The organism is Myxococcales bacterium (assembly GCA_016712525.1).
Lineage (GTDB): Bacteria > Myxococcota_A > Polyangia > Polyangiales > Polyangiaceae > JAAFHV01.
Map to the genome: position 1 here is coordinate 1,159,451 of JADJQX010000007.1, position 23,536 is coordinate 1,182,986.

Sequence of the window (23,536 nt, forward strand, 5' to 3'; positions counted from 1 at the left end):
TCGTCAGAGGCGCGCCTATGCGCGGGGCGCGGAGCTTATCTAAGAATAGTTCCGCCGTGGGAGTGAAATTCCACGAGAATCTCGGAACGTTCTTGACGCACACGCCCACGCTTTTCGCGGCCGTGACCGCGGCCGACGCGGCCCGGCTCGCGCCACGAACGCCACGACCGGAGGCACGATGGAGCTCGAACGACGCGGGCCTCGGGACCGGGCCGTTCCCCCCGAGCTCTGCCACACTCACCTCCGCGCGGAAGCAAGGCGGCTACTGGCCGGGCAGCTTCGGGAGGCACGCCGCGCCGAGCGGACCCTTCACACACGAGAACGAGGGCTGGCAGTCGACGTCGGTCGCGCACGGGAAGGCGCACTTTCCGTACTGCACGTTGCACCGGTGCGTCATGCAGGGCGAGTCGTTCGTGCACGCGAGGGCTTGCGGGCCGGGCACGGCCATCGCCTGGGCCGGCTGGCCGGGGGCCGTCGTCGGTTGGGCGGGGTAGCCGGGTTGAGCGGGATAGCCGGGCTGGGCGGGGTAGCCGGGCTGCGGACCCGCGGGAGGCGGCCCTCCGGGATAACCGGGTTGGGGCCCTCCGAAACCCGCCTGCGCGCTCGCCGAGACCGGGGCGTTCGGGGGCACGTCGTCTTTTTTACAGGCCGTGGCGAGCACGGGGAAAACGACCACGGCGAGGACCACGGCAGAAGCTCGATTCATGGGATCTCCTCGAAAAGCGCCCTCATCGTATCCCTTTCGGGGCGAGGAGGAGGGGCGATTCACGGCCATTCGGCACGTCGTGCTCGAGAACGGCGCGGAGGCAGTGTCCTTACGCCCCTCGGCGGCATGCGCCCGATTCGGTGATATGCCGACCCCGTGAGATCGATCGTTCGGGCAGCGTTCCTCCTTCTGGTCGTGGCGTCCCTCGGGTGCTCCCGGGCCGAGCCTCCGGGGCCTGCGCTGGAAGGAGCGAGCCCCTCGGCCACCCCACCACCGCTCCCCGTCGGCCTCGGCGGCGCGATCCCCCTCGTCCCGTCCGCGCCAGCCCCCGCTCCTTCGGGCGCTCCGAGCGGCGCCGACGCGGCGGCCTCGGCGTCCCCCGCCCCGGCTTCTCCCGACGATCCGGGCGCTCTCCCCCAGACTCGCGACAAGCCCAAGGCCGAGGGCCCCGCGTTCGAGGCTCGCGCCGCGGCCCTGTGGGACGCCATCGTGAACGACGCGCCGGAGCGTGCGCTCCCCTTCTTTTTCCCGGTGAAGGCCTACGAGCAGGTCAAGGCCATCCCGAGGCCCGAGTCCGACTGGAAGCACCGCCTCGTCTCGGCGTACTCCCGCGACATCCACGCCCTCCACAAGAAGCTCGGGGACGACGCCAAGGACGCCAAGCTCGTGCGCCTCGATGTGCCGAGCGGCGGGGGGCGCTGGGTAGAGCCCGACGAAGAGACCAACAAGCTCGGCTACTACCGCGTGTACGGGAGCCGCCTCCGGTACGAGGTCGACGGCAAGGAGCGCAGCTTCGAGGTAAAGTCCCTCATCTCGTGGCGCGGCGAGTGGTACGTGGTGCACCTCTCGGGTTTCAAGTGAGCTTCGGCGCCGCTGCACGTATCATGCGAGAGACTGGCTCGTAAGCGCCTAGAATATCGAGACATTTCGGCCAACACTGGAGGAGCGAGCATGCGTCGAGGGGGACGGGAACGGATGCGGGGGCTCGGGATCGTGGCCGCTGTCGTCGGCGCGCTCGGGATCGCCTGTGGGGGCACCGACGGCACCGGAGAGCCTCCGACGGCGCCCGCGTGCCGGGGCGACGCCTTCGAGGGGGCGCCTCTCTCGATCCGGTGCGGGGCCTTCGTCGACGCGGAGGGCCGCGAGGTCCGGCTCTTCGGGGTGAACGCTCGGGTGGCAGGGCTCTTCGACGTCACCTTCGACGACGGGCGCACGGCGCTCGAGCCGATCCCGGACTTCACCGCGGCCGACGCCACCAACATCCGCTCGATGGGCTTCAACGCGCTCCGTCTGCCGCTGAACTGGTCGGGGCTCGAGCCTACCGAATCGGGAGGCTTCTCGAAGGCGTACCTCGCCCGCACCGCCGAGGTGGTCGAGCTCGCGAAGGCCGCGGGGCTGTACGTCCTGCTCGACATGCACCAAGACGCGTACTCGAAGGAGATCGGCGAGGATGGCGCGCCCTACTGGGCGATCGTCCCTCCCCCGCCCGAGAGGCTCGGGGGCCCGCTCGTCGACCTCGAAGCGCGTCGGCTCTCGAAGCCCGTCGCGGCCGCGTTCGAGACGTTCTTCGGGAGCACGTCCGAGGGGGTGCGCCTCCGGGCCCGCTTCGCGAAGGCCACGGCCGAGGTCGCGCGCGCCTTCGCCGACGACCCCGCCGTCGTGGGCATCGAGGCCTTCAACGAGCCCCTCGGCACCGACGGGGCCATCGAGGCCTTCCACCGCGAGATCGTTTCCGCGGTGCACGCCGTGGCGCCGAAAAAGCTCGTCTTTTTCGAGCCTTCGGCCCTCCGCAACCTGACCGATCGCGCCTCCATCCCGACGCGCCCGCTCGGCCCTGGGACCGTGTACGCGCCCCACGTGTACACGCTCGCGTTCACCGGCACCGAGGCCTCGGTCGCCGCCATGACCCGCGAGACGCTGCGGCCCTCGAACGAGAACGCCGCCCTCGAAGCCGAGGCGTGGGGCACGCCGCTCGTCGTCGGCGAGTTCGGATTTTCGCCGAAATCCCCGAGATTTTCGGACTACGTCGCCTACCAGAGCGAGCTCCAGGACGAGCTCCACGCGAGCTCCTTTTTCTGGCTCTGGAAAGAAGACAGCCAGGGCGCGTGGGGGTTCTTCGACCGCAAGGACGGTACCTGGGCCGAGCGCCCCGACGTCGTCGCCGCGATGACTCGGATGAGGCTCGAGCGGGTCGCGGGCAGGCTCGAGCGCGTGGTGTACGATAAGATCTCGGAAACACTCACCTTCTCGTTCTTCGGGATCGAGGGCGCTTCGGGGGAGCGTCTCCGGAGCCGCGTCGGCACGGGGAGGCTCCGCGGCGAGCTGTCGGTCACGTGCGACGGGAAGGGCCTCGCGGCCGAGGGCACGGGCCCCATCGCCATCCCGTGCGGGGGGGCAGGTCGGCACGAGGTGGTCGTCCGCAGGCTCGGGGCGCGCTGAGCTACGGGATCGGCGTGATCGTGCACCCGAGCGTGAAGTGGTCGGCCGTGACCGTGACGAACGGGCTCATGCTGACAGCGTTCGTGACGCAGTAGTCGAGGCCATCGCAGTATCGCTGGGAGATCGACTGCGCGACGGCCTTCTTGGTGCCCGGTTGGATGGCCACGGAGTACTCGCGACGCGGGTTTCCCGGATTGGCGAGCAGGCAGTTGGCCGCGTCGACCCGGCAGTTTCGAACGCGGGCGTTGACGCTCGCGACCCCGGGATCCGCGCCATGTACGGGCATCCCCTTCTGGACGACCGCGCACGTGGTGATGGCCTCACGAATGCGGGATCCGGCATCGGGGGCCTGTGGAGGGGCGGAGGCGTCGACCGCACCGGTCGAACCCGGGCCCTTCCCCCGAGGGGCATTCGGCGCGGACGCGCTCGCCTGCGCGGATGGAGCCGACGGGACCGGAGGCTCGGGGGGAGCGCTCACGACGAGTGCCGGGGCCGAAGGGGGAGCCGAGGGCGCTGCCCCCTCGGCCGTCGGTGCGGAGCTCGTGGCGTGGCGAAGCGCGAGGGTCCCCACGACGGCGGCCACGAGCCCGAGCCCGACGACGACCGCGATCACGATCGGGACAACGGAACGTGGTCGCCCCGCAGCGGATGGCGTCGGTGCAACTCCTGAGAACCCCTGCGAAAAACCCGCCTGTGACCCCTGCGCGAACCCGGGCTGCGACCCTTGCGCAAACCCGGGCTGCGACCCTTGGGCCAACCCAGGCTGCGACCCTTGCGCGAACCCAGGCTGCGACCCTTGCGCAAACCCAGGCTGCGACCCTTGCGCAAACCCTGGCTGCGACCCCTGCGCGAACCCAGGCTGCGACCCTTGCGCGAACCCGGGCTGCGACCCTTGCGCAAACCCAGGCTGCGACCCTTGCGCAAACCCAGGCTGCGACCCTTGCGCGAACCCAGGCTGCGACCCTTGCGCAAACCCAGGCTGCGACCCTTGCGCGAACCCAGGCTGCGACCCTTGGGCGAACCCGGGCTGCGACCCTTGCGCGAACCCAGGCTGCGACCCTTGCGCAAACCCAGATTGCGACCCTTGGGCGAACTCGGGCTGTGCGGCAGGGACCGCAGGGATCGCGCCTGTGACCGGGGCGGACGGACGCGCCCAGGGGGCGAGCGCGCGGCGCATGTCGTCGGCGGTCGCGAACCTCTCCTCGGGGAGCTTGGCCATCGCCCGTGCGACGACCGCGGCGAGCCCCGGATCGAGGCCGGGCACGCGGACCTCGAGGGGGACGACCGGAGCCTCGACCCGCGCCATGAACTCGCCCACGTCGCGCGCGTCGACCGGGAGCGCCCCCGAGAGCGCGTGGTAGAGCGTCGCGCCCACCGCGTAGACGTCGGCGCGGCGATCGACGGGGCGACCGAAAGCCTGCTCCGGAGGCATGTACGCGGGCGAGCCCACCATCGCCCCGACCCGGGTGAGCGGAGCCTCGTCGACGAGCTTCGCGATGCCGAAATCGAGCACCTTGACCACGTCGCCGACCATCGGCATCGGCGTCAGGAAGAGGTTGTCGGGCTTGACGTCCCTGTGGACGATCCCGGCCTCGTGGGCCGCATGGAGCGCCGCGAGCGCCTGCGACGCGACGAACGCGGCGCGCGTGGGCGCGACCCTGCCCTCCCGCGTGATCACCTCCCCGAGGGAGACCCCGGCGAGGCGCTCCATGACGAGGAAAGGAGGCTCGCCGGGCAGCCACTGGAAGTCTGTAATCTGCACGATGTTCGGGTGCCCGAGGGACGCGGCCGTCCGGGCCTCGCGCTGGAACCGCGTGAGCTGGTCCTCGCGCAGGGTGCCCGTCATGGCCGCGTGAAGCACCTTGATCGCGACCGCGCGCCCGATGGCCTCTTGGGTAGCCTCGTAGACGGACCCCATGGCGCCCTGCCCGAGCAAACGCCCGAGCCGATAGGCCCCGCCCCCGAGCGATTTCCCGCTCAACGCCCCTGACATCACCCTCGACGCTACACGCGTTGCTCGAGAGGAGCTATCCGGCGGAGCTTTGCCGTGGTCCGAATCGGGCCTTTACACGAGCGGCGAGGTCCGCTATGACCCGGCCTCGTTTCTGGGCTGGTAGCTCAGTCGGTAGAGCTGCGGACTTTTAATCCGTAGGTCCCGGGTTCGAGTCCCGGCCGGCCCACCAAGTTTCCTCTCGCAGCGCCCTCCAAGGGGCACGCGGCGCTGTGAGGAGCGCCCTGTGAGGCTTCGCGAGCGCCTTTCGCGGTCCTTCGACCTCTGACCGCGTCGGCGGCGGCGCGCGTGGCCCAGTGTCCGTCGTCGAAGACGTCGGATCGCGCGTCGTTTGGCCCTCCAGAAGGCCTTGCACGACCACCTCCGCGCGTCGTTTGGCCCTCCAGAAGGCCTTGCACGACCACCTCCGCGCGTCGTTTGGCCCTCCAGAAGGCCTTGCACGACCACCTCCGCGCGTCGTTTGGCCCTCCAGAAGGCCTTGCACGACCACGATCCGGCGCGATCGGCCCCAGCTCGCCCGGATAGCGCGACCGCGTTCGCTCGACGCACGTCGCGCGTTTGCGCCCTCCCCGCGCCTTGCTACCGTCCGCCGTCGATGACGACGCCTCACGATTTCGACGTCACGATCCTCGGCCATGGCCTCGCGGGAGCGTTCCTCGCGCGACAGCTCCGCTTGGAGCTCGGGCCGGATCTTCGGATTCTCGTGCTGGAGGCGGCCCACGCCATCCGCGACTACAAGGTCGGCGAGTCGACGGTCGAGGTCGCTGCAAACTACATGATCCGGAGGCTCGGCCTCCAGACCTACCTCTACCAACATCAGCTCCCGAAGAACGGCGTGCGGTTCTTCTTCGACAACGAAGAGAAGTCTCTACCGCTCACGTCCATGAGCGAGATGGGCACCGACCGGTTGCCCTTTCACCCGGCGTTCCAGCTCGAGCGCGCGTCGTTCGAGCGCGATCTCCTCGCGATGAACCTCGAGGCCGGCGTCGACGTGCGCCTCGGGACCGACGTGATCGACGTCACCATCGCGCCCGATGGCCCGCACACGGTCGTGTTCCGAAACGCGGCCGGCGAGCAGCGGGTCACGACCCGGTTCGTCGTCGACGCGGCCGGGCGCAGGCAATTTCTCCTGAAGAAGCTCGGCATCCCCATCCACAAGGAGACACGCCTCAACACCGCCTCGTCGTGGGCGCGGTTCAAGAACGTGCGCGGCTTCGACGCCCGCGGAGACGAGGCCTGGCGCGACCGCGTACGCCACACCTCGCGGCACCTCTCGACGAACCACCTCATGTACGACGGCTACTGGATCTGGTTCATCCCGCTCGCGGGGGACCTCATGAGCGTGGGCGTCGTGTTCGACAAGGATCGCATCCCCGAGCGCCCGCTCGACCGCGAGGCGTTCTGCGCGTTCGTGAAGCGGCACGCGGCCGGAGCCGAGCTGCTCGAGGGAGCCGAGCTCGTCGACTTCGAGGCGTACGCGCACCTGCCCTACTACGCCGATCGCTATTTCTCCGAGGATCGCTGGGCGACGACGGGCTTCGCGGGGGCTTTCGTGGATCCGTTCTACTCGCCGGGCTCCGACTTCATCGCCATCGCGAACGAGATGGTGGTGGAGCTCGTGAAGCACGACCGCGCAGGAGACACCGCGGGCTTTCGCGAGCGGATCGACGTCTTCAACCAGTACTACCGGTTCTGGTACGAGCGCACCCTCCGCATCTACGCGCGGCTCTACGCCACGTTCGGCTCGTACGAGGTCTTTCGCCTCAAGTACATGCTCGACTTCAACAACTACTATAACCTCGTCGTCTGGCCGTTCATGGCCGACAAATACCGCGACGTCGCGTGGCTCCGAGGCGAGCTCCGGTTCGTCGACAGGGTCATCCAAGCGCAGGACACGATGGCGACGCAGTTCGTCGCGCTCGCCGACATGCTCCGCGCGAAGGGCGAGTACCACGCCCAGAACGAGGGCCACTGGCACAACGTGCTCGCGGGGGTCATCCGCCTCCAGGACAAGCTCGGAAAGACCATGGACGAGACGTTCCGGCGCGACCAGGTCCAGGCCGCGTACTCGAGCGTGTTCGGCGCGCTCGTCGAGCGCATGAGCGGTCACGCGGGGATCTCGAACCGTCAGGCTTTCCTCGGGGAGCTGTCGTTCCCCACGGTCGTGCTCTTCAAGGACGTGACGACCGAGAGCGTCGGCGCGCTCTTCGACCGGGTCGGGTTGCGCCTCAAGAAGGCGCTCGCGCGCGAGTTCCCCGAGACGCCGATCACGCGGGTCGTCGTGCGCGCCGACGAGGCCCAGGTCGAGCTCGCGCAGGGCACCCCCGACGACGCGCTCGCGGCGCGCGCGCGGGAGCTCTGGGAGGCGCGCGGAGACTCGCTCGCGCACATCGTGCTCTGAGCTTCTCCCCCCGCGCGCTCCGCGAGGGCTCGATTTCTCTCGTAATGACGGGCACTTCGAAGCGCGACCGGTTTCTCGTCAGTCACCGCCGGCGTCTTGCGCCTGCGCGTCGGGGATGGGTGCGCCCGTGTCGGCGCCCGCATCCGAGCCGGGTTTTTGGCACTCCACGAGCTCTCTCACCTTGGTGGGGCGCCCCGGCGTAGCCTGGATGGCGGTGAAGGGCATGCCGACCGAGATGGCGTCGCACGGAAGGTCGGGGTTCCTGTCGCCGTTTGCGAGCACGTCGACGTTCTTCGAGATGAAGTCTTGCAGGAACGGGTAGTTCTTGTCGTTCTCGCAGACGCCGATCAGGCGAAAGCCCTTGAGCACGTCGGCCGCGCTCGTTCGCCCGGCGATGATGCCGTCGGTGGCGCGCCAAATGCCGTCTTTTCCGCGCTCGATCTTGGCCGACACGACGCCCTTGCGGAGCGTGACCGGGAACGCCGTCGCCACACGGCGCTCGCCCGGAAACCAAAAGAGGGTGTTGTCCGGGAGCGTGACGACCAGCGTATTTTCCCGCACGTACGCGTTCGCGTCGAAGAGCTTCGAGGCTGGAAGATCGCCGGTACCCGAAGGGGCCCCGACGAGCACGTCCTCGCGGATTTGCCATTTGTCGTCCGGGAGGAAGCAGGGGTTCTTTTTCCAGTCCTTGTCCTTGCAGTCCCACGGGAGGAGCGTGTCGAGGCCGGGCGACGGGTAGAGGTCGACGCGCACGCTGTCGTCGTTGGCCTCGCCGTTGTAGCCGGTCAGCCGGAAGAGGTAGTTGTAGGCACCGACACACAATGCGCACGAGAACCCGTCGCCCGTGAGCCCGTAGCCCTCGGACGTCTCGGGCGCGGTCGTCGCCAGGTAGCTCAGCTTTCCGAAGTTGTTGTCTCGGCAGTAGGCGCCATCGAGTGGTACGGCGGCCGCGACCGGCTTGCATCCGAGCGGGGTCTGCCCGCCGGTGTCGCACGTCTCGGAGCCCGTGCACGTGCCGTCGAGGTCGAACCCGACGTTGCGCCACGCGTCGGCGCTGGGCTCGCCTCGGGCATCGAGCGTGCCCGTGTTGAGCGTGAGCAAGCCGAGAAAAATGGGGGCGAGCGCGGCGCCGCCCGAGGGCGCGGGGCGGTCTTCGGGGCGCGGGTAGCGGGCGCTGAAACACGACGAAGGCTGGTCGGCCGGGCCGCTCCAGAAGCCGATGCCCGCGCCTCGTTCCGCCGAGGGCCCCGTGTCGGCCGGGAGGAGCAGCGACGCGTCGTAGACGTTGCACGAGGCCGCGGAGATCGCGGCGAGCCCGACCACGCCTAAGGCCGTCGAGAAGGCGGCGAGGCCGCGTAGGGTGCGCTTCGAGGGGATCAAGCTCCCACGAGCGTACAGGGACTTTTCGGCGCGCGCAGCCGGTCTCGGCCTTTTTTTGGGTGCTTCCTCGCCGAGGGTGCCTCACGATGGCCGGCGACGCAGCCTCGACCTCCCCGCCCCCGAGGAGAACCGAGCGGCGTCCCCCGCGCTCATGGAAGACCGGATCATCTCCCTGCTCGTGAACGAGGACGCGCCGCTCGAGAAGCGCCTCGCGGCGGCCCTCGTCCTCGGCGAGGTCGGCACCGACAACGTGCGTGTCATCCTGGCCCTCGCGGCGGTGCTCGACTCCGACAGCCCGAAGCTCCAGCAGCGTGCCCTCGCCGCGCTCGCCGCGCTCGGAGCCAAACGTGCGCTCCCCAAGATCGTGCCGCTCCTCGTGTCGCCTCACGAAGAGGTGCGCGTGGCCGCGCGGCAGGCCGTCGCGAGCGTCGGCGGAGAGGTGGTCGGTACGCTCCGCGGTCGCCTCGCCGCCGCGACCCACGAGGAGCGCCGCGCGATCGAGGCCGTGCTCTCGGAGGTCGGGGGCACCGAGACCCTCACGACGATCGTGCGCGGCCTCGCGTCGGCCACGGGCGAAGCGGCCACCCAGGCGGCCCAGTCCGTGAAGCGCCGCGTGAAGGACGCCGACCCCCGCGCCAAAGTGGGATATCTTCGCGAAATCGAAGACTTTTTGGCGACCGAAGCCAAGGCTCGGGCGCCGTCGTCCGTGGTGGCGGCGGGCATCACGCTGCTCGGTACGCTGGAAGACCCTCGGACGGTGCCGACGCTCCTCTCGTACGTCACGTCCAAGACCGCGGACGTGCGTGTGAAGAAGGAGGCCATCTTGGCCTTCCGTCACGCCCTACGGGACGACCGCGCCTCGCCGAAGGTGGTCGACGCGCTGGCGAGCGCCGCCGAGAGCGAAGACCGCTCGCTGGCCCAGACCGCGCTCCAGACGTTGGGGAGCGTCGCCCTCGCGCCCGAGTCGATCCGCAAGCTCGGGAGGCTGCTCGCGAGCCCGGACCCGGAGCGCGTGGCGTACGTCATCGAGCTCCTCGGGCGCGCCCCGGGGGGAGAGGCCGCGAAGCTCCTCGTCGAGGTCCTGACCCGATTCGACCGGCGCTACGCCGAGGCCGCAGCGCGCGCCTTGTTCCAGAACGAAGCCGCCGCCCCCGCGCTCGCGAAGGCCCTCCTCGAGACCTCCGACCACGAGCGGGCCTTCACGCTGCGCGACGCGCTACGCCCGCTCGCGTCGAAGATCCCGCAGAACGTCCGGAAGGATCTCCTCACCCACGTCACCGGGCGCTTGCTCGCGGGAGAGCGGGGGTGGGAGGCCGCCCTCGAAATCGTGCGCGACACGGACCCCGACGCCGTGGCCGAGGCCCTTCGGCAGGTCGCCCAGAAGCTCGTGCGCGCGCGGCGGGTCGACGCCGCCCAGATCGTGCTCGACCTGCTCACCACGGGCGACCGAGCCACTCCGGACGACGAGTACCTCGCGGCCTCGCTCGCGCTCCAGATGTCTCCGCTCGACGCCGGCCCCGGTGCCCGCGCCTCGGATCCCGCGCTCGTCGCGCTGCAGAAGCTCGCGGCCCGTGGCTACGACGTGCCGCGGGCGCTCCGCCGCGATCGCACGCTCGACCTCGAGCATCTCTACTACGTGGGCGTGCACCTCTTCGAGACCGGCCACCCCGGGGGGCGCGAGCTCCTCGACGAGGTGCGCACCCGCGGGGGCCGCGCCAAGGTCGCTCGGCTCGCGCGAGGCAAGCTGGGGCTATCGTAAAACCCGAGCCGTTCCAGCTACTTGGACCACGTCACGGAAGTCGTCGACAAACGGCGGGGGTCGGGTAAGAGACCGGGCATGGATCGCGTGCGCACGGCCCTCGGCGGCCTCTTGAACGACACTCGCCTCGACGGCTTCTCCCCCACCCGGGTCGCTCGTGATCTCGCGGTGCGCGTGAACCGCACCCTCGGAGAGCCGCTCTGCACCGCCGAAGAGCTCGCGAAGCGCAAGGCCGCGGCGGCCCGCCTCACCGAGCTGCGGGGTAAGCCCCGCGAGCGCAAGACCGTGCACGTGGCCGCGCCGGTCGTCGTGTACGTCGAACAGGATCGGAACGTCCGCGAGCTCTCGCGCATCGAGGAGCTGCTCGCGGCCAAGGGCATCGCCTTCGAGGTCCGGGACGTGACGTCCGATCCGGCGGCCCTCGCCTTCGTCCTCCGCGAGGCGAAGATCGAGCGGGGCGATCTCCCGGCGGTGTTCGTGGGGAGCGAGGCCGTCGGCCCCTACCCTCGCCTGGTCGCGTTCGACGTCGCGGGCAAGCTCACGAAGGCCGTCCACGGGACGTGAACGTGACGCGCCTCGGATCGCCTGTGGACGAAGCGCCGCGCCGCGCACGAGGGCTCGTTCCGTGAACGCGGGGGCCGACCGCATGGTCCTACGGTCGTGGAAGGCGCTCTTCGACGAGCGCCGCGTCCGTGTCGTTCCTCGCACGGTGGGCCCCGTGGTGCCCTTCGTGGGGCCCGGCGTCGACGTGCTCGGCGACGAGGCGGCGGGCCTCTTTTTTCACCTGCGCCCCATCGTCGAGTGGTTCGAGGGGCACGAGGCCGGTCAGGTGCTGCGGTCGGTCTCGTTCGATCTCGACAAACGAAGGTTCCTCGCGACACTCCGCCCGGTCGACGGCCGCGCGGGCAAGGCGGTCGTCCCGTGCCGAATCGACGAAGGCTCGGCCCCGGAGCTCTTCGATCTCGGGCACCTCGTGGGGCCGGCGATCGCCCGCGCCGCGTCGATCGTGCTGCTCCGTCGGCCGAACGTCACGGGCGTTTGAAGCCGACGCTCGTTCCGAGCTGCCCGAGGGCGCGGGCCTCGAGGCACGCGGGGCTCCCTGGCTCGACCTCGCGGCACCCGGCAGGCCTAGCGTCGTAGATCGTGCAGGGGTAGTGCCCCGGGACGGTGCGGTCGAGCGCCCCACACGCCTCCCCGTCGTTCACGATGAAACGGAAGTACGGGGGCCTCGGGTGGAGGACCGTCAGCCGCTCGAGCCGCTCGGGGCCCATCCGAGCCTCGTCGGCCTCGAGCAGGGTCACCGTGCTCGGACCGTGATGGCAACACCGCCCGCACGCCACGCAGTCGGAGCCGTCGGCGGCGGGCTCACCCTCGAGCGGCGGCAGGCCCACGGTCATGGCGGGGGCAGCTCCACGGGCCACGAATGCCCGGCCGCATCGGCGGACAAAGTCTCGATTTCTTTAACGATTTCTCCGATGGTCGGTCGCTTCGCCGGGTCCCTCCGCAGGCAGCTCAGAACGAGCCCCGCGAAGCCCAACATGCCGGGGGCCTTGGCGAGCCGTGTGAGCTTCTGCGGCCCCCCGTCGTGGACGAGGTGGCTCGACACGAGCGCCACCTCTTCTTCGGCGTCGAACAGGACCTCGCCCGTGAGCGCCTCGAACACGAGGCAACCGAAGGCGTAGACGTCAGCGGGCAGCGGCGACGCGAGCGGGTCGCGCGGCACCCAGATCTCGGGTGCGCCGTACGGGCCCGAAGCGCAGCCTGGCCGGAGCTTACGACCTGCGAGGCCGAAGTCGACGAGCACCGCCACCTCGCCGCCGCGCAAGACCACGTTCGAGGGCTTCACGTCGAGGTGACCGAGCCCGGCCTCGTGCATGACCGAGAGGCCCGCCAAGAGATCACGGAGGGCGCGGAGCACGCGGGGCATGTCGAGCGCGAGCGACTGGACGGCGAGCTCCAGAGTGAGCCCCTCGACGAGCTCCATGACCAAGATGGGCTTCGGACGCGCGGCGAGATCGAACGTCACGAAGCGCGCGAGGTTCGGGTGCGGCGGCAGGCCCACGAGCGCCGAGGCTTCGGAGCGGAACATGTCCAAGAACTCGGCCTCCGAGAGGCTGCGCGCCGCGCTCGCGTCGTAGTCGGGCACCTTGAGGGCGAATTTCTCTGCGGTCGGATCGTTGCGATCCTCCACGCGGTGGACCACGAACACCGAGCCCGCCCCGCCGACGCCGAGCTGGCGAAGCACGTAGAACGCGCCGAGCACGCGCCGGGCCGGGAGCCACGGCGGGAGCTGCTCGGGGTGCGCGAGCGACGCTGGGGAGTCTTCCTCACGGATCGGGTCGACGGGGATCTCGGCGAGGCGCATCGTCGTGCTGGTCACGAGATCCGAGATGGCGCGAGGCAGCCCCCGGGTGAGCTCCTCAAGGGACGCGGCGAGCGCGTCGGGCGCGATGCGAGCTTCGGCGCCCGAGAGGACGCGACCCACGACGACCGAGAGCAGGCGCACCGCCCCCGACACGAAGCGAGACTCTTTTCGAACCGGCGCGCCCGGTGTGTAGAGGCGCGAGCGCGCACCTTTCATCATGTTGGCGAGCGCGACCACGGCCGACTCGAGCGATTGGACGACCTCGGCGTCGGCCTGGGTCCCCGCCCCGAGCCCACGCAGCGACCGCGCGCGCGCGATCGTGCCGAGGACGCCCTGGAGGCGCACGAGCACGGCCCGAAGCGCCTCGGCCTTCCCCGACCCTTCGGAGAAGAGCTCGTCCGCGAACCGCGCGAGCTTGGCCACCCGCGTGTCCTCGGCGTCGCGCACGATCGGCGCTCCGAACCCCACGAGGTGGAGGCCGGTGTCGTCGGCCGGGGGGAAGAGCGAGTCGTACGGGCCCACGTTCAGCTTCGGCGCCGCGCGTTTGGGCGCCTCGCTCTTGCCCACGAACGACGCGTACTCGGCGAGCGTGTGGCGATGATCGGGGTTCATCGCGGCCTCGGAGAGCGTACGGAAATCGTCTTCGAGGTGGAGGCGCTCGGCCACGCACAAAAACGCGTCGGCGACCTCGAGCTGCTCGGTGCGAATGAGCGCGTCGAGCGCGCGCGCGAGGGTGGCGAGGAGCGCGCGCCGAAGACCGACCGGCTCGTCGCCGTCGAGCGTGGCGAGCACCGAGGTCGCCGTCGTCTGCCACCTGTGGCGTTGCCGCGCGGCCTGGGCCGGATCTTCGGCCGACGAGGTGTCGCCGTCGACGAGGTGGAGGAGGGACCGCACGCGGAGGAGCCCCAAGCCCCCCGCGGCCTCGACCTCGCGTGCCTTCCCCGGGACGGGCTCGGGGAACTGACGCGCGAGCATCCACGTCGCCAGGTGATCGCGCAGCGACTCGAGCGCCGCCTCGCCCGCCGCGGCCTTCTCCTGGCTCGTGTCGAGCCGAAGAAGCGCGCCGACGACGTTGCGCTCGAGGAGCGACGTGTCGAGATCGCGGAGGACGGCGAGGCTCGCCCGGCGCTCGGCGGCGCGGCGCGTCGGGTCCGACTGGCTCACCGGCGCCGCGTCGAGCGTGGCGAAGGCCACCTTCGTGGATTCGAGCATGGCGACGGCGCGTTGGTAGGCCGCTTGCGCGCTGTCTTGCGCGTACACGGAGAGCGCGCGTTCGATCTCGCGACGCAGGGGCTCACGCTCGCGCGGGAGCCCTTCGAGGTCGCGGCGGAGCTCGTCGCGGAGGCCGTCGTCGTCGGCAGGCTCTTTGGGGAGCGCCGCGAGCACACGCTTCGCCGCGCCGTCGTAGAAGTGGCTCGGCCCGAGCTCGTCGCGGAGGTAGAGCACGGCGTCGGCCACCTCTTCGGGCGCGCTCCGCAGCACGAGCCCGAGGAGGAGCGAGGCGGCGTCCGGCTCGGCCTCGGCGACGCGGGGCAGGCCCCATACGAACGCCCCGGCGACCCCCGGATCCTTCGACACGAGCTCACCTTTGAATACACGCACCGCGAGGCGCTCGGCGTCCTCGGGTCGCACCGCGCCGTACGCCGCGATCGACGTCGCGCCACGCCGCCACTCGGTCGGCGACAGATCCGGGGAGAGCGAGCCTTCGAGCTCGCGGCGGGGCTCCGGGAGCCACGGCGCGACGAGCCCGCGCGCGATCGCCACGTGCCGCCACACGAGCGACTCCCGATCGGCGAGGAGCCTGGAAAATGCGGCCTGGATCGCGTCGCCACGGAAGACACGGAGGGCATGAGCGTCGCCTTGGGAGGCCCGTTTCGCGGCCTCCCGCGCGGCCCGCTCGAGGAGGCGCGCGGCGAGGCGTCGCGCGGGGAGCGAGGTGGTCGACGCCGCGACGATCCACTCGCGCGCGAGCTCGCGACGCGATACGAGCGCGAGCGCGAGCGGCCCGTCGGCGACCCCCTGCATGAGGGGAAGCTCCGACACGAGCGCGACGCGCGCCGCCGCCCCGGCCGACGAGAGGCCCTTGCCTCCCGAGAGCGCCATCGCGGTCGCCATCCCGACGAAGGTCTCGGCGCTGCCCGAGAAGAGCCGGCTCAACACGCGCCGCCCGAGATCCCGCTGCTCGGCGCCCGCGGGGAGCGCCGCGGCGAGCAAATAGAGCGCGCGCCCCGCGGCGGGAGGGGCGAGCCAGTCGAGATCCTCGAAGAGGCCTCCCGCGAGGGCGACCTTGACGGCCGCGGCGACCGCGTCCGGGTTCAACCCTTCGAGCGGGCCCGGGCCTTCCTCGATCGAAGCACGAGAGAGCGCGGCGACGGCCTGCCGAAAGAGGACACGGCGCTCGTCGGGCTGACGCTTCGGGAGGTCGATGAGGCTTTGGACGTAGAGCCCTGGATCTTTCACGGCGAGGGTCGATCATCGCACGAGAACGGCCGAAACCTCCAAATTCTTGGGCATCTTCACGCTTTCCTGCCGGGCTCGGCTCAGCCTCGAGCCTCCCCTCCCCGCCGCGCCGTCGCGGGCCCTGGCTTCGTGGGACACGGCCGCACGTTTCGTGGTATCGGGCCGGCCTCGGGTCCGTGTCGGCCCGCGAAAATCGGAGCGAGAGTCACCGTGATCGTCCTCGACAAAGTTCAGAAGCGTTTCGGCCCGAAGATCCTCTTCGAGAACGTCTCGATGCAGTTCGACCCCGAGAAGCGATACGGCCTCACGGGGGCCAACGGCGCCGGCAAGTCGACCCTCCTCAAGATGCTCGCGGGCGAGGAGGACACCGACCAGGGCTCGATCACGATCCCCGGTAATTTGCGGCTCGGCGTGCTCCGTCAGAACCATTTCGAGTACGAGAACGAGCGCATCATCGACGCCGTCATGATGGGCAACAAAGCCCTCTGGGAGGCGATGGCCGAGAAGGACAAGCTCCTCGAGGGCGAGGTGACCGACGAGATCGGCATCCGCCTCGGCGAGCTCGAGGGCGTCATCGCCGAGGAGAACGGCTACGTCGCCGAGAGCGAGGCGGCCGAGCTGCTCGTGGGCCTCGGCATCCCCCAAGAGAGCCACACCGACAAAATGAGCACCCTCGCGGGCGGCTACAAACTGCGCGTGCTCATCGCGCAGGTGCTCTTCGGCAAGCCCGACGTGCTCCTCCTCGACGAGCCGACGAACCACCTCGACCTCGAGTCGATCGCGTGGCTCGAGAAGTTCCTCCTCGACTACCGCGGCACGCTCGTCGTCATCTCGCACGACCGCCACTTCTTGAACGAGGTGGTCACGCACGTGGCCGACGTCGACTACCAGACGATCACCGTCTACACCGGAAATTATCAGGAGTTCGTCGAGCAGAAGTACGAGAACAAGCAGCGCGACGACCAGAAGAACCAGGCCGCCAAGAAGAAGATCGAAGAGCTCCAGAGCTTCGTCCAGAGGTTCGGCGCGCACGCCTCGAAGTCGAGCCAGGCGCAGTCGCGTATGAAGCAAATCGAGAAGCTCAAGGAAGAGGTCGGCACGCGCGGCCAGAAGCGCTCGAGCCTCGTTCGGCCGTTCATTCGCTTCGAGTTCGAGAAGCCGAGCGGGCGCGACGTGCTCCGCATGGAGAACGTCGACAAGGCCTTCGACGTCGAGACGCGCCAGGGCGGCACCGAGCACAAGGTCGTCTACAAGGGCGCCGCGCTCAACATCAACCGCGGCGATCGCATCGCGGTCACCGGCCCGAACGGCATCGGCAAGTCGACGCTGCTCAAGCTGCTCGTGGGTGCCTACCCCACCCTCGACGAAGAGACGAAGCGAGACGTGTACAAACCCGACGCGGGCGAGATCCGCTGGGGCCACGACACGAGCGTCGGGTACTTCGCCCAGGACACGCACGAGGCGCTCGGGCGCACGAGCGCGGGGATGAACGCCTTCCAGTGGCTCTACCAGTGGGACACGAACGCCCCGCAGGAGCACATCCGCGGGATCCTCGGGCGCCTGCTCTTCCAAGGCGAGGCGGCCCTCAAGGACACGAAGTCGCTCTCCGGCGGCGAGTGCGCGCGGCTCTTGCTCGCGAAGCTCCTCGTGCTCCAGCACAACGTGCTCGTTCTGGACGAGCCCACGAACCACCTGGACATCGAGTCGATCGAGGGCCTCCTGGACGGCCTCAAGCTCTTCAAGGGCACCCTCGTCTTCGTGAGCCACGACCGCCATTTCGTGTCGTCGCTCGCGACGCGCGTCCTGGATCTTCGCCCCCCGAGCGAGCCCGGGAACGGCGCCGACCTCTTCGACTTCGGCGGCACCTACGAGGAGTTCCTCGACCGGGTCGGGCGCGACTACATGCGCAAGTAGCCCGAGCTAAGATCCCGAAAACGCTTCAGAAATGGCCCGGTCGAGAGCGCGCACGAACGCGACGGGCGCCTCGACCGGGATCGCGTGCCCCGCGTCGAGCTCGACGATCCGCACCTGGTCGGGCCTCGGAGACACACGGAGGATCGACTCGGCGAGCGCCCGTTGCCCGTGCGGGGGGTACATGGTCGACCGCGCGCCGATCATGAACGTGAGCGGCACGGGGTGCTTCGTGTGGGCCTCGCGGAGGCTCTCCTCGAAGTCGTGACGCACGTCGAGGTAGGCCGCGAGGCAGTCGAAATACGGGGCCCACGGGTCGGTCGGGATCACGAGCTTCGCGACGCTCGGGCTCCTGATGGCGCCCGTGGCACGCCTCAGCCACGGCAGATGAAAGGCGTCGCGGAAGAAGCGCGCGAACGTCTCGCTCACGGCCTCACGAAGCTCGCGCGGGAGGGCGTCGAACGGGCGATGTCGGTGGGGCTCGACCTTGGCGCGGAGGTCGCGGAGCGCCTCGAATCGCGCGCCCTGGCCGGCCCCGAAGAGCCCTGCGTCGTAGCCCTCGCCGTTGTGGATCCGCGCCGCTTGATCGACGTGCGCGTACCCGACGACCCGCTCGAAGCCGCCCCGTGACGCAAAGGCAACCGACGTAAGGGCGCCCATCGAGAGGCCGCCGAGGTAGACCTTCGGCTCGCCGAGGGCGGCGAGGAGGTCCTCGAGATCGTCGGCGAACGTCTCGACGACGTCCGCGCGCCCGTGCGGCACGTGGCGGGAGCGGCCGAAGCCTCGCAGAGCGGGCAGCACGAAGCGGTACTTGGCGGCGAGCGGGAGCACGCTCGGCAGCCACATCGCCCCGTGCATCGCGAACCCGTGCACGAGCACGACCGTCGGCCCTCGGCCTATCGTGTGCACGTGCATGGATTGTCCGTCGCGGAGAGGAATCCTCGGCATCCAGCCAGGATACGCGGGGGCCGGCCGGCCCGTCGCGCCCGAACGAAATGCACCAAGGGCTCGAAAGTCGGATAGCATCGTTCGACCCGGCCCATCCGGCCCTCCATGCCAGAGACCAAGAAGGAACCGCGAGAAGCGCCGCCCCCCACGGTCATGCACGGCCGAGGCAACGAGCCTCCCACGGAGCGCTTCGGGAGCCCGAGCTTGCTTTCGAGCCCTCGCCTCGCGCCCGAAGCACGCGAGGAAGACGAGGACCTGCGCCGCCCCACGGTGGCGCGCCTCGAGGACGAGCGTGCCCTCGCCGAAGGGGGTATGGGCGTCTTGACGGTGGCGAGGGACCGCACGATCGGCCGCGAGGTGGCCGTGAAGACGCTCCACCGGCATCTTTCGGCCGAGGCGCCCGTGCGCAAGCTCTTCCTGCGGGAGGCGCAGGTCATGGGGCTCCTCGAGCACCCGCACATCGTCCCCGTGTACGACGTGGGCGAACGGGACGACGGCCGCGTGTGCCTCCTCATGAAGCTCGTCGACGGCAAGACGCTCTCGTCGATGATCCGCGCGCTCCCGAAGGGCCCGCTCGACACGGGCACCCTGTACGTCTTGCTCGAGATCGTGGCGAAGGTGTGCGACGCCCTGTCGTACGCACACGATCGCGGGGTCCTGCACCTCGACGTGAAGGCCGCGAACGTGCTCGTCGGCGAATATGGTCAAGTGTACTTGACCGATTGGGGCATCGCGCGCCTCGAGGCGCCGGAGCAGCCGCCGACCGCGGTCGACGCGAGCGGCCCGGTGGTCATCGGGACCCTCGCCTACCTCTCGCCCGAGCAGGCCCGCGGCGACCGAACCTCTCTCGACGCCCGTGCCGACGTGTTCCTCGTCGGCGCGATGCTCTACGAGATCCTCGCGCGACGCCCGCCCTACGGGACGCGTGACCCCAACGAGGCCGTCTCGCTCGCGATCGCCGCCACCTTCCCCCCCCCTTCCAGGGTGGCCGGGCAGGCGGCCGTCCCTGCCGAGCTCGAGCGCATCGTGCTCCACGCGATGGAGAAGGATCGAGACGCGCGCTACCCGACGGTGCGCGCGCTCCGCGACGACCTCGTGCGCTTTCTCCGGGGCGGCGCCGAGTTTCCACGGCAGACGTTCGCCGCGGGGGACGTGATCGTGACCGAGGGCGAGGCCGGCGACGCGGCCTACATCGTCGCCGAGGGCACGTGCGAGGTGCGGAAGCGTGTCGCGGGGGGCACCACGGTGGTCAAGGAGCTCGGCCCGGGCGACGTGTTCGGGGAGATGGCCATTCTCACCGCAGGCCCACGCACGGCGAGCGTGGTCGCGACGACGGCCGGGACGGTGCTCGTGCTCACGGCCCAAGCCCTCGAGGACGAGCTCGCGGCGCTGAAACCCTGGATGGCGACGCTGCTCCGGACGCTCGCGAAGCGCTTCCGCGATTCGGACCAGAAGCGCGCGACCGCGTTGTCGACGCCGAGCCCGCTACGGCTCGCCAGCTACGTGTTCATGAGGCTCGTCGCGTTCGGGGACCCGGCGCCCGGAGGTGGACGCACGATCCCGTGGTCGCGCCTCGCGCGAGAGCTCGAGAACGACTTCGCGGTGCCCGCGCTCTCGGCGTGGCAGCTCGCGAACCTCATGCAGCTCTTCGAGCTCGACATTTACGCGGACGCCGTCATCCTCCGCGACGAAGCGGCCGCCCGGGCCCGCCTCGCGAGGGACCTCGGCTACACGCCCACCTGAGCTCTCGGGACTAGGCCGAATAGTCCGCGAAGCTCTCGTTCGGGAGGAGGCTCTCGTACACCCGCGCGCGAAGCACCTTCACCCGCTCGTTCGCGAAGCGCTCGGAGGCCACCCGGAACAGCCACGAGGCGAGCCTCTCGGAGGTCGGCGTGAACGGAAATACGGCGATCTTGATCCCACCGGGCCAGGCGTTCGTCGCCCCGCCGAGGTCCGCGTCGATGCCGTCGGGGCGGCAGCCGAGGTTGCCCAGCGTCTCGAGGCGAGAGGCCACGAGCGTCGTGCCGAGCTTCTCGAGCTCGCCTCGCGTCTCCGAGAACGAGAGCTCACCGAGCGCAAGCGAGTGATCGAGCAGCCGAAAACACGGGTCGAAGAGCTCGGCATGCACCCGGTCGAAGTCGACCACGAAGCCCTCGCCGTCGAGCGCCTCGGCGCCGAGCATGATCTCGAAGCGCCAGGTGTGCCCGTGGAGGGAGATGCACGGCCCCGAGTGCCCGCGCACATGGTGGGCGAAGTGGAGGTGGGTTCCGCAGCTTGCCGTGTACATGGGGCCTCTCACCCTCGGTAGACGACGCGGGAGACGTCGTTTTCGCGTAGAACGAGCTTCACGAGCCCGGGGAGAGAGGGCCTTAGCCCGTCCCAAATCCACGTGACGAGCACCTCGCTCGTAGGGTTCTCGAGGCCCTCGACGTCGTTCAGGTAGTGGTGGTCGATGCGGTCTCGGAGCGGCTTCATCGCCCGCTCGATCTCGGCGAAGTCGAAGACCCAGCCCGTCTCGCGGTCGAGCCGCCCTTCGACGTGGATGTCGAGGTAGAAGGCGAGCCCGTACACGTTCCTGCACGGGTGGCCCTCCGGCGCACGGGGCAGCCTTCGCGCCGACTCGAAGCGCACTGTGTGGACGAGCTCGTAGATGCCTTTCCGGTCCGCCATGGTGTCGGGCTCCATTAGCCCGTTCTCCTCGGAGATCGAGCAAAATGAGCGGCGCCGAGCGCGCGTACGTTCCGCCGACGGTCGCGCTTCGTGGGCGCTCGGGGCCTCGCAGATAGTGATGCCATCGCGTTCGCGCTGCACTAGGCTGCGTGCGCGATGACGGACGCTCACGCCCGCGCAAAACGCCTCGCCGAGCTCGCCGGCCTCACGCTCCGAGACGGAGAGGTCGAGGCCCTCGGGCGCGACCTCGAGCGCATCCTCGGCTACGTCGGCACGCTCGCCGAGGTCGACACGGCGGGGGTCGCTCCCCTCGCGAGCCCGAACGAGGACGCGGCCCTGCTCCGCGACGACACCCCCGAGCGCACGACCTCCGCGGAGCGCGTGCTCGCCTCGGGCCCCCTCACCCGCGACGGCGCGTTCGTCGTGCCGAACGTGCTCGAATGACCCTCCCGGCCACCACCGTCGAAGCTCTCCAGCTCCTCGTCGCGGAGGGGCGCGTCTTCGCGCGGGACGTCGCGACCACGTGCCTCGACCGCATCGAAGCCCGAGATCCGGAGCTCCGAGCGTTCCTCTCGGTGACCCGCGACGACGCGCTCGACGCTGCGGCATCGCTCGACGCCGCGCGCTCCCGGGGTGAGCCTTCGGGCAAGCTCGCCGGCGTCCCCATGGCCATCAAGGACGGGCTCTGCATGCGGGGCGCTCCGACGACGGCCGGCTCTCGCATCCTCGAGCGCTACGTGGCCCCGTACGAGGCCACCGTGGTGACCCGCCTCCGCGAGGCCGGCGCCATCCTCCTCGGGAAGACGAACATGGACGAGCTCGGCATGGGCTCGACCACCGAGCACAGCGCGTACTTTCCTTCGAAAAATCCATGGGATACGGGCCGCACCCCCGGAGGTTCGTCGGGAGGGAGCGCCGTCGCCGTGGCGGCGAGGATGGCGGTCGCCGCGCTCGGGAGCGACACCGGGGGATCGATCCGTCAGCCCGCCGCGTACACGGGCACCGTCGGCCTGAAGCCGACCTACGGGCGTGTGTCGCGGTACGGGCTCGTCGCGTTCGCATCGAGCCTCGACCAGGTGGGCACGTTCGCGACCGACGTGGCCGGCGCGGCGCGCGTCCTCGAGGTGATCGCCGGGCACGACCCGAACGACGGGACGACCGCGCGCGTCGAGGTGCCGCCGCTCGAGGCCGCGTGTGGCGGGAGCGTGCGCGGTCTGCGCGTCGGGGTCATCGAAGAGACCTTGGGTGCGGGCCTCGACCCGGACGTCCGCGCGTCGTTCGAGGGCGCCGTCGAGGCGCTCGGCAAGCTCGGCTGCGAGGTGCGGAGGGTCCGCCTCGCCGCGCTGAAGCACGCCGTCGCGACGTACTACGTGCTCTGCACCGCCGAGGCCTCGTCGAACCTCGCGCGCCTCGACGGGGTCCGCTTCGGCTCGAGGGCCAAGGCCGGCACACGCGCGAGCTTGGCCGAGATGATCGGCCAGACGAGGGACGAGGGCTTTGGCGACGAGGTCAAGCGGCGCATCTTGCTCGGCACGTTCGTGCTCTCGGCCGACGCGTTCGACGCCTACTACGTGAAGGCGCAGCGTGTCCGTCGTGTCGTCCGTGACGAGCTCGCGGCGCTCCTCTCGGAGGTCGACGTGCTCGCCTCGCCGACCGCCCCGACGGTGGCCCCGAGGCTCGGCGCAAACGCCGAGGATCCGCTCGCGATGTACCTCTCGGACGTGCTCACCCTGCCGGCGAGCCTCGCGGGCCTTCCTGCTATCAGCCTCCCGAGCGGTCTCTCCCCCGAGGGCCTCCCCATCGGCCTCCAGCTCGTCGGCCGCCCGTTCGACGAGGCGACCGTGCTCCGCGTCGCGGCCGCCTACGAGGCCATGGCCGAGGTCCGCGCCATGGAGCCCCCACGATGATCACCGTCGAGCCGTTCGGCGAGCACGCGACCGGCGATCTCGCGGCCCTCTTCGACCGGGCCGGATGTGCTTGTTATTGCAGGTATTTTCACTTCTCGGGGACGAAGAACGAGTGGCTCGACAGGCTCGCTCACCGCCCCGACGAAGGGCGCGACGAGCTCGCGTCCGCCGCGGCCCGAGGGGAGATCACGGGGCTCGTCGCGCGGGCCGCGGACGGGCACCTCGTCGGTTGGGCGAAGGTCACCCCGCTCGCGGCGGTCGCGAAGCTTCGAAACCAGGGCGCGTACCGTCCCCTCGACCTCGGCGACGAGACGACAACGTGGGTCGTCGGTTGCCTGCTCGTCTCCCCCGAAGTGCGCAAGGGCGGCGTGGCGCGTGCGCTCGTGGCGCGTGCGCCCAGCTACGCACGCGAGCGCGGGGCGACCCGCCTCCTCGGTATGCCACGACGTGCGGCCCTCCCCCTCTACGACGAGGAGGCCTTCGCCGGCCCCGAACGTGTGTACGCGGAAGAGGGATTTCGCGTCGTGCACGACTCGCCCGCGTACCCCGTGTACGCCAAGGACATCTAGGTCGACGGCG

19 protein-coding genes and 1 tRNA gene are annotated in these 23,536 nt (G+C 70.3%); 12 read left to right on the forward strand and 8 right to left on the reverse strand.

Translation table 11 applies throughout. The features are described from left to right. Positions 1 to 262: 262 nt before the first annotated feature. Entirely contained in the window at positions 263 to 706 is a 444-nt protein-coding gene (locus IPK71_22100) for a hypothetical protein (protein ID MBK8216432.1), read from the reverse strand. Between the two features lie 156 nt (positions 707 to 862). On the opposite strand from IPK71_22100, the gene IPK71_22105 reads away from it, so the two are divergent. Both IPK71_22105 and IPK71_22110 read left to right on the forward strand, forming a co-directional pair. Further along, a complete protein-coding gene (locus IPK71_22105; protein ID MBK8216433.1) occupies positions 863 to 1,567 on the forward strand; it encodes a hypothetical protein in 705 nt (234 codons plus the stop codon). Between the two features lie 90 nt (positions 1,568 to 1,657). Beyond that, the gene (locus tag IPK71_22110) at positions 1,658 to 3,145 is read left to right on the forward strand and encodes a cellulase family glycosylhydrolase (protein ID MBK8216434.1); all 1,488 of its coding nucleotides are present in this window, start codon (positions 1,658 to 1,660) and stop codon (positions 3,143 to 3,145) included. A gap of 1 nt (position 3,146) precedes the next feature. On the opposite strand, the gene IPK71_22115 is transcribed toward IPK71_22110, so the two are convergent. Next, positions 3,147 to 5,138 (reverse strand): protein kinase, encoded by a 1,992-nt coding sequence (locus tag IPK71_22115; protein ID MBK8216435.1) that lies wholly within the window; start codon positions 5,136 to 5,138, stop codon positions 3,147 to 3,149. Between the two features lie 114 nt (positions 5,139 to 5,252). Here IPK71_22115 and IPK71_22120 point away from each other — a divergent pair. Both IPK71_22120 and IPK71_22125 read left to right on the forward strand, forming a co-directional pair. Next, positions 5,253 to 5,328 (forward strand) — tRNA-Lys (locus tag IPK71_22120). A 423-nt stretch (positions 5,329 to 5,751) separates the two neighbouring features. Continuing rightward, entirely contained in the window at positions 5,752 to 7,557 is a 1,806-nt protein-coding gene (locus IPK71_22125) for a tryptophan 7-halogenase (protein ID MBK8216436.1), read from the forward strand. A 78-nt stretch (positions 7,558 to 7,635) separates the two neighbouring features. On the opposite strand, the gene IPK71_22130 is transcribed toward IPK71_22125, so the two are convergent. After that, positions 7,636 to 8,937, reverse strand: a complete 1,302-nt coding sequence (locus IPK71_22130; GenBank protein MBK8216437.1) for a hypothetical protein — start codon at positions 8,935 to 8,937, stop codon at positions 7,636 to 7,638. 151 nt (positions 8,938 to 9,088) lie between these two features. Between IPK71_22130 and IPK71_22135 the strand changes: the two genes are divergently transcribed. The 3 genes from IPK71_22135 to IPK71_22145 all read left to right on the forward strand — a co-directional run bounded on the left by IPK71_22135 (position 9,089) and on the right by IPK71_22145 (position 11,738). Next, entirely contained in the window at positions 9,089 to 10,696 is a 1,608-nt protein-coding gene (locus IPK71_22135) for a HEAT repeat domain-containing protein (protein ID MBK8216438.1), read from the forward strand. A gap of 78 nt (positions 10,697 to 10,774) precedes the next feature. Further along, entirely contained in the window at positions 10,775 to 11,260 is a 486-nt protein-coding gene (locus IPK71_22140; protein MBK8216439.1) for a hypothetical protein, read from the forward strand. Between the two features lie 61 nt (positions 11,261 to 11,321). Continuing rightward, entirely contained in the window at positions 11,322 to 11,738 is a 417-nt protein-coding gene (locus IPK71_22145) for a hypothetical protein (GenBank protein ID MBK8216440.1), read from the forward strand. On the opposite strand, the gene IPK71_22150 is transcribed toward IPK71_22145, so the two are convergent. Both IPK71_22150 and IPK71_22155 read right to left on the reverse strand, forming a co-directional pair. Further along, positions 11,725 to 12,093, reverse strand: coding sequence for a YkgJ family cysteine cluster protein (locus IPK71_22150; GenBank protein ID MBK8216441.1), 369 nt, complete (start codon positions 12,091 to 12,093; stop codon positions 11,725 to 11,727). The genes IPK71_22145 and IPK71_22150 overlap by 14 nt on opposite strands. Further along, positions 12,090 to 15,521 carry a serine/threonine protein kinase gene (locus IPK71_22155; protein ID MBK8216442.1) on the reverse strand — a complete coding sequence of 1,144 codons (3,432 nt, stop codon included), beginning with the start codon at positions 15,519 to 15,521 and terminating at the stop codon, positions 12,090 to 12,092. Before IPK71_22155 ends, IPK71_22150 begins: the two co-directional genes overlap by 4 nt. Before the next feature lie 273 nt (positions 15,522 to 15,794). On the opposite strand from IPK71_22155, the gene IPK71_22160 reads away from it, so the two are divergent. Further along, positions 15,795 to 17,435 carry an ATP-binding cassette domain-containing protein gene (locus IPK71_22160; GenBank protein ID MBK8216443.1) on the forward strand — a complete coding sequence of 547 codons (1,641 nt, stop codon included), beginning with the start codon at positions 15,795 to 15,797 and terminating at the stop codon, positions 17,433 to 17,435. Between the two features lie 6 nt (positions 17,436 to 17,441). On the opposite strand, the gene IPK71_22165 is transcribed toward IPK71_22160, so the two are convergent. Beyond that, complete coding sequence (locus IPK71_22165; protein ID MBK8216444.1) at positions 17,442 to 18,380, reverse strand: alpha/beta hydrolase; 939 nt, start codon at positions 18,378 to 18,380, stop codon at positions 17,442 to 17,444. Positions 18,381 to 18,485: 105 nt separating this feature from the next. On the opposite strand from IPK71_22165, the gene IPK71_22170 reads away from it, so the two are divergent. Beyond that, a complete protein-coding gene (locus IPK71_22170; protein MBK8216445.1) occupies positions 18,486 to 20,123 on the forward strand; it encodes a protein kinase in 1,638 nt (545 codons plus the stop codon). Positions 20,124 to 20,133: 10 nt separating this feature from the next. Here the strand turns inward: IPK71_22170 and IPK71_22175 are convergent, their stop codons facing one another. Both IPK71_22175 and IPK71_22180 read right to left on the reverse strand, forming a co-directional pair. Beyond that, positions 20,134 to 20,667 carry a 6-carboxytetrahydropterin synthase gene (locus IPK71_22175; protein MBK8216446.1) on the reverse strand — a complete coding sequence of 178 codons (534 nt, stop codon included), beginning with the start codon at positions 20,665 to 20,667 and terminating at the stop codon, positions 20,134 to 20,136. An 8-nt stretch (positions 20,668 to 20,675) separates the two neighbouring features. After that, complete coding sequence (locus tag IPK71_22180) at positions 20,676 to 21,050, reverse strand: 6-carboxytetrahydropterin synthase (GenBank protein MBK8216447.1); 375 nt, start codon at positions 21,048 to 21,050, stop codon at positions 20,676 to 20,678. Between the two features lie 156 nt (positions 21,051 to 21,206). Between IPK71_22180 and gatC the strand changes: the two genes are divergently transcribed. The 3 genes from gatC to IPK71_22195 are packed head-to-tail and all read left to right on the forward strand — an operon-like array spanning position 21,207 to position 23,526. Then, positions 21,207 to 21,494 carry an Asp-tRNA(Asn)/Glu-tRNA(Gln) amidotransferase subunit GatC gene (gene gatC, locus IPK71_22185; GenBank protein ID MBK8216448.1) on the forward strand — a complete coding sequence of 96 codons (288 nt, stop codon included), beginning with the start codon at positions 21,207 to 21,209 and terminating at the stop codon, positions 21,492 to 21,494. Further along, positions 21,491 to 22,957 carry an Asp-tRNA(Asn)/Glu-tRNA(Gln) amidotransferase subunit GatA gene (gene gatA / locus IPK71_22190; GenBank protein MBK8216449.1) on the forward strand — a complete coding sequence of 489 codons (1,467 nt, stop codon included), beginning with the start codon at positions 21,491 to 21,493 and terminating at the stop codon, positions 22,955 to 22,957. Before gatC ends, gatA begins: the two co-directional genes overlap by 4 nt. Further along, the gene (locus tag IPK71_22195; GenBank protein MBK8216450.1) at positions 22,954 to 23,526 is read left to right on the forward strand and encodes a GNAT family N-acetyltransferase; all 573 of its coding nucleotides are present in this window, start codon (positions 22,954 to 22,956) and stop codon (positions 23,524 to 23,526) included. Before gatA ends, IPK71_22195 begins: the two co-directional genes overlap by 4 nt. The last annotated feature ends 10 nt before the right edge of the window (positions 23,527 to 23,536 follow it).

Bases quoted from the DNA above. Each gene is read 5' to 3' on its own strand.
- IPK71_22100 (MBK8216432.1), bottom strand. From the start codon at position 706: ATGAATCGAGCTTCTGCCGTGGTCCTCGCCGTGGTCGTTTTCCCCGTG.
- IPK71_22110 (MBK8216434.1), top strand. From the start codon at position 1,658: ATGCGTCGAGGGGGACGGGAACGGATGCGGGGGCTCGGGATCGTGGCC.
- IPK71_22115 (MBK8216435.1), bottom strand. From the start codon at position 5,138: ATGTCAGGGGCGTTGAGCGGGAAATCGCTCGGGGGCGGGGCCTATCGG.
- IPK71_22125 (MBK8216436.1), top strand. From the start codon at position 5,752: ATGACGACGCCTCACGATTTCGACGTCACGATCCTCGGCCATGGCCTC.
- IPK71_22135 (MBK8216438.1), top strand. From the start codon at position 9,089: ATGGAAGACCGGATCATCTCCCTGCTCGTGAACGAGGACGCGCCGCTC.
- IPK71_22140 (MBK8216439.1), top strand. From the start codon at position 10,775: ATGGATCGCGTGCGCACGGCCCTCGGCGGCCTCTTGAACGACACTCGC.
- IPK71_22150 (MBK8216441.1), bottom strand. From the start codon at position 12,093: ATGACCGTGGGCCTGCCGCCGCTCGAGGGTGAGCCCGCCGCCGACGGC.
- IPK71_22160 (MBK8216443.1), top strand. From the start codon at position 15,795: ATGCAGTTCGACCCCGAGAAGCGATACGGCCTCACGGGGGCCAACGGC.
- IPK71_22165 (MBK8216444.1), bottom strand. From the start codon at position 18,380: ATGCCGAGGATTCCTCTCCGCGACGGACAATCCATGCACGTGCACACG.
- IPK71_22170 (MBK8216445.1), top strand. From the start codon at position 18,486: ATGCCAGAGACCAAGAAGGAACCGCGAGAAGCGCCGCCCCCCACGGTC.
- IPK71_22175 (MBK8216446.1), bottom strand. From the start codon at position 20,667: ATGTACACGGCAAGCTGCGGAACCCACCTCCACTTCGCCCACCATGTG.
- IPK71_22180 (MBK8216447.1), bottom strand. From the start codon at position 21,050: ATGGCGGACCGGAAAGGCATCTACGAGCTCGTCCACACAGTGCGCTTC.
- gatC (MBK8216448.1), top strand. From the start codon at position 21,207: ATGACGGACGCTCACGCCCGCGCAAAACGCCTCGCCGAGCTCGCCGGC.
- gatA (MBK8216449.1), top strand. From the start codon at position 21,491: ATGACCCTCCCGGCCACCACCGTCGAAGCTCTCCAGCTCCTCGTCGCG.
- IPK71_22195 (MBK8216450.1), top strand. From the start codon at position 22,954: ATGATCACCGTCGAGCCGTTCGGCGAGCACGCGACCGGCGATCTCGCG.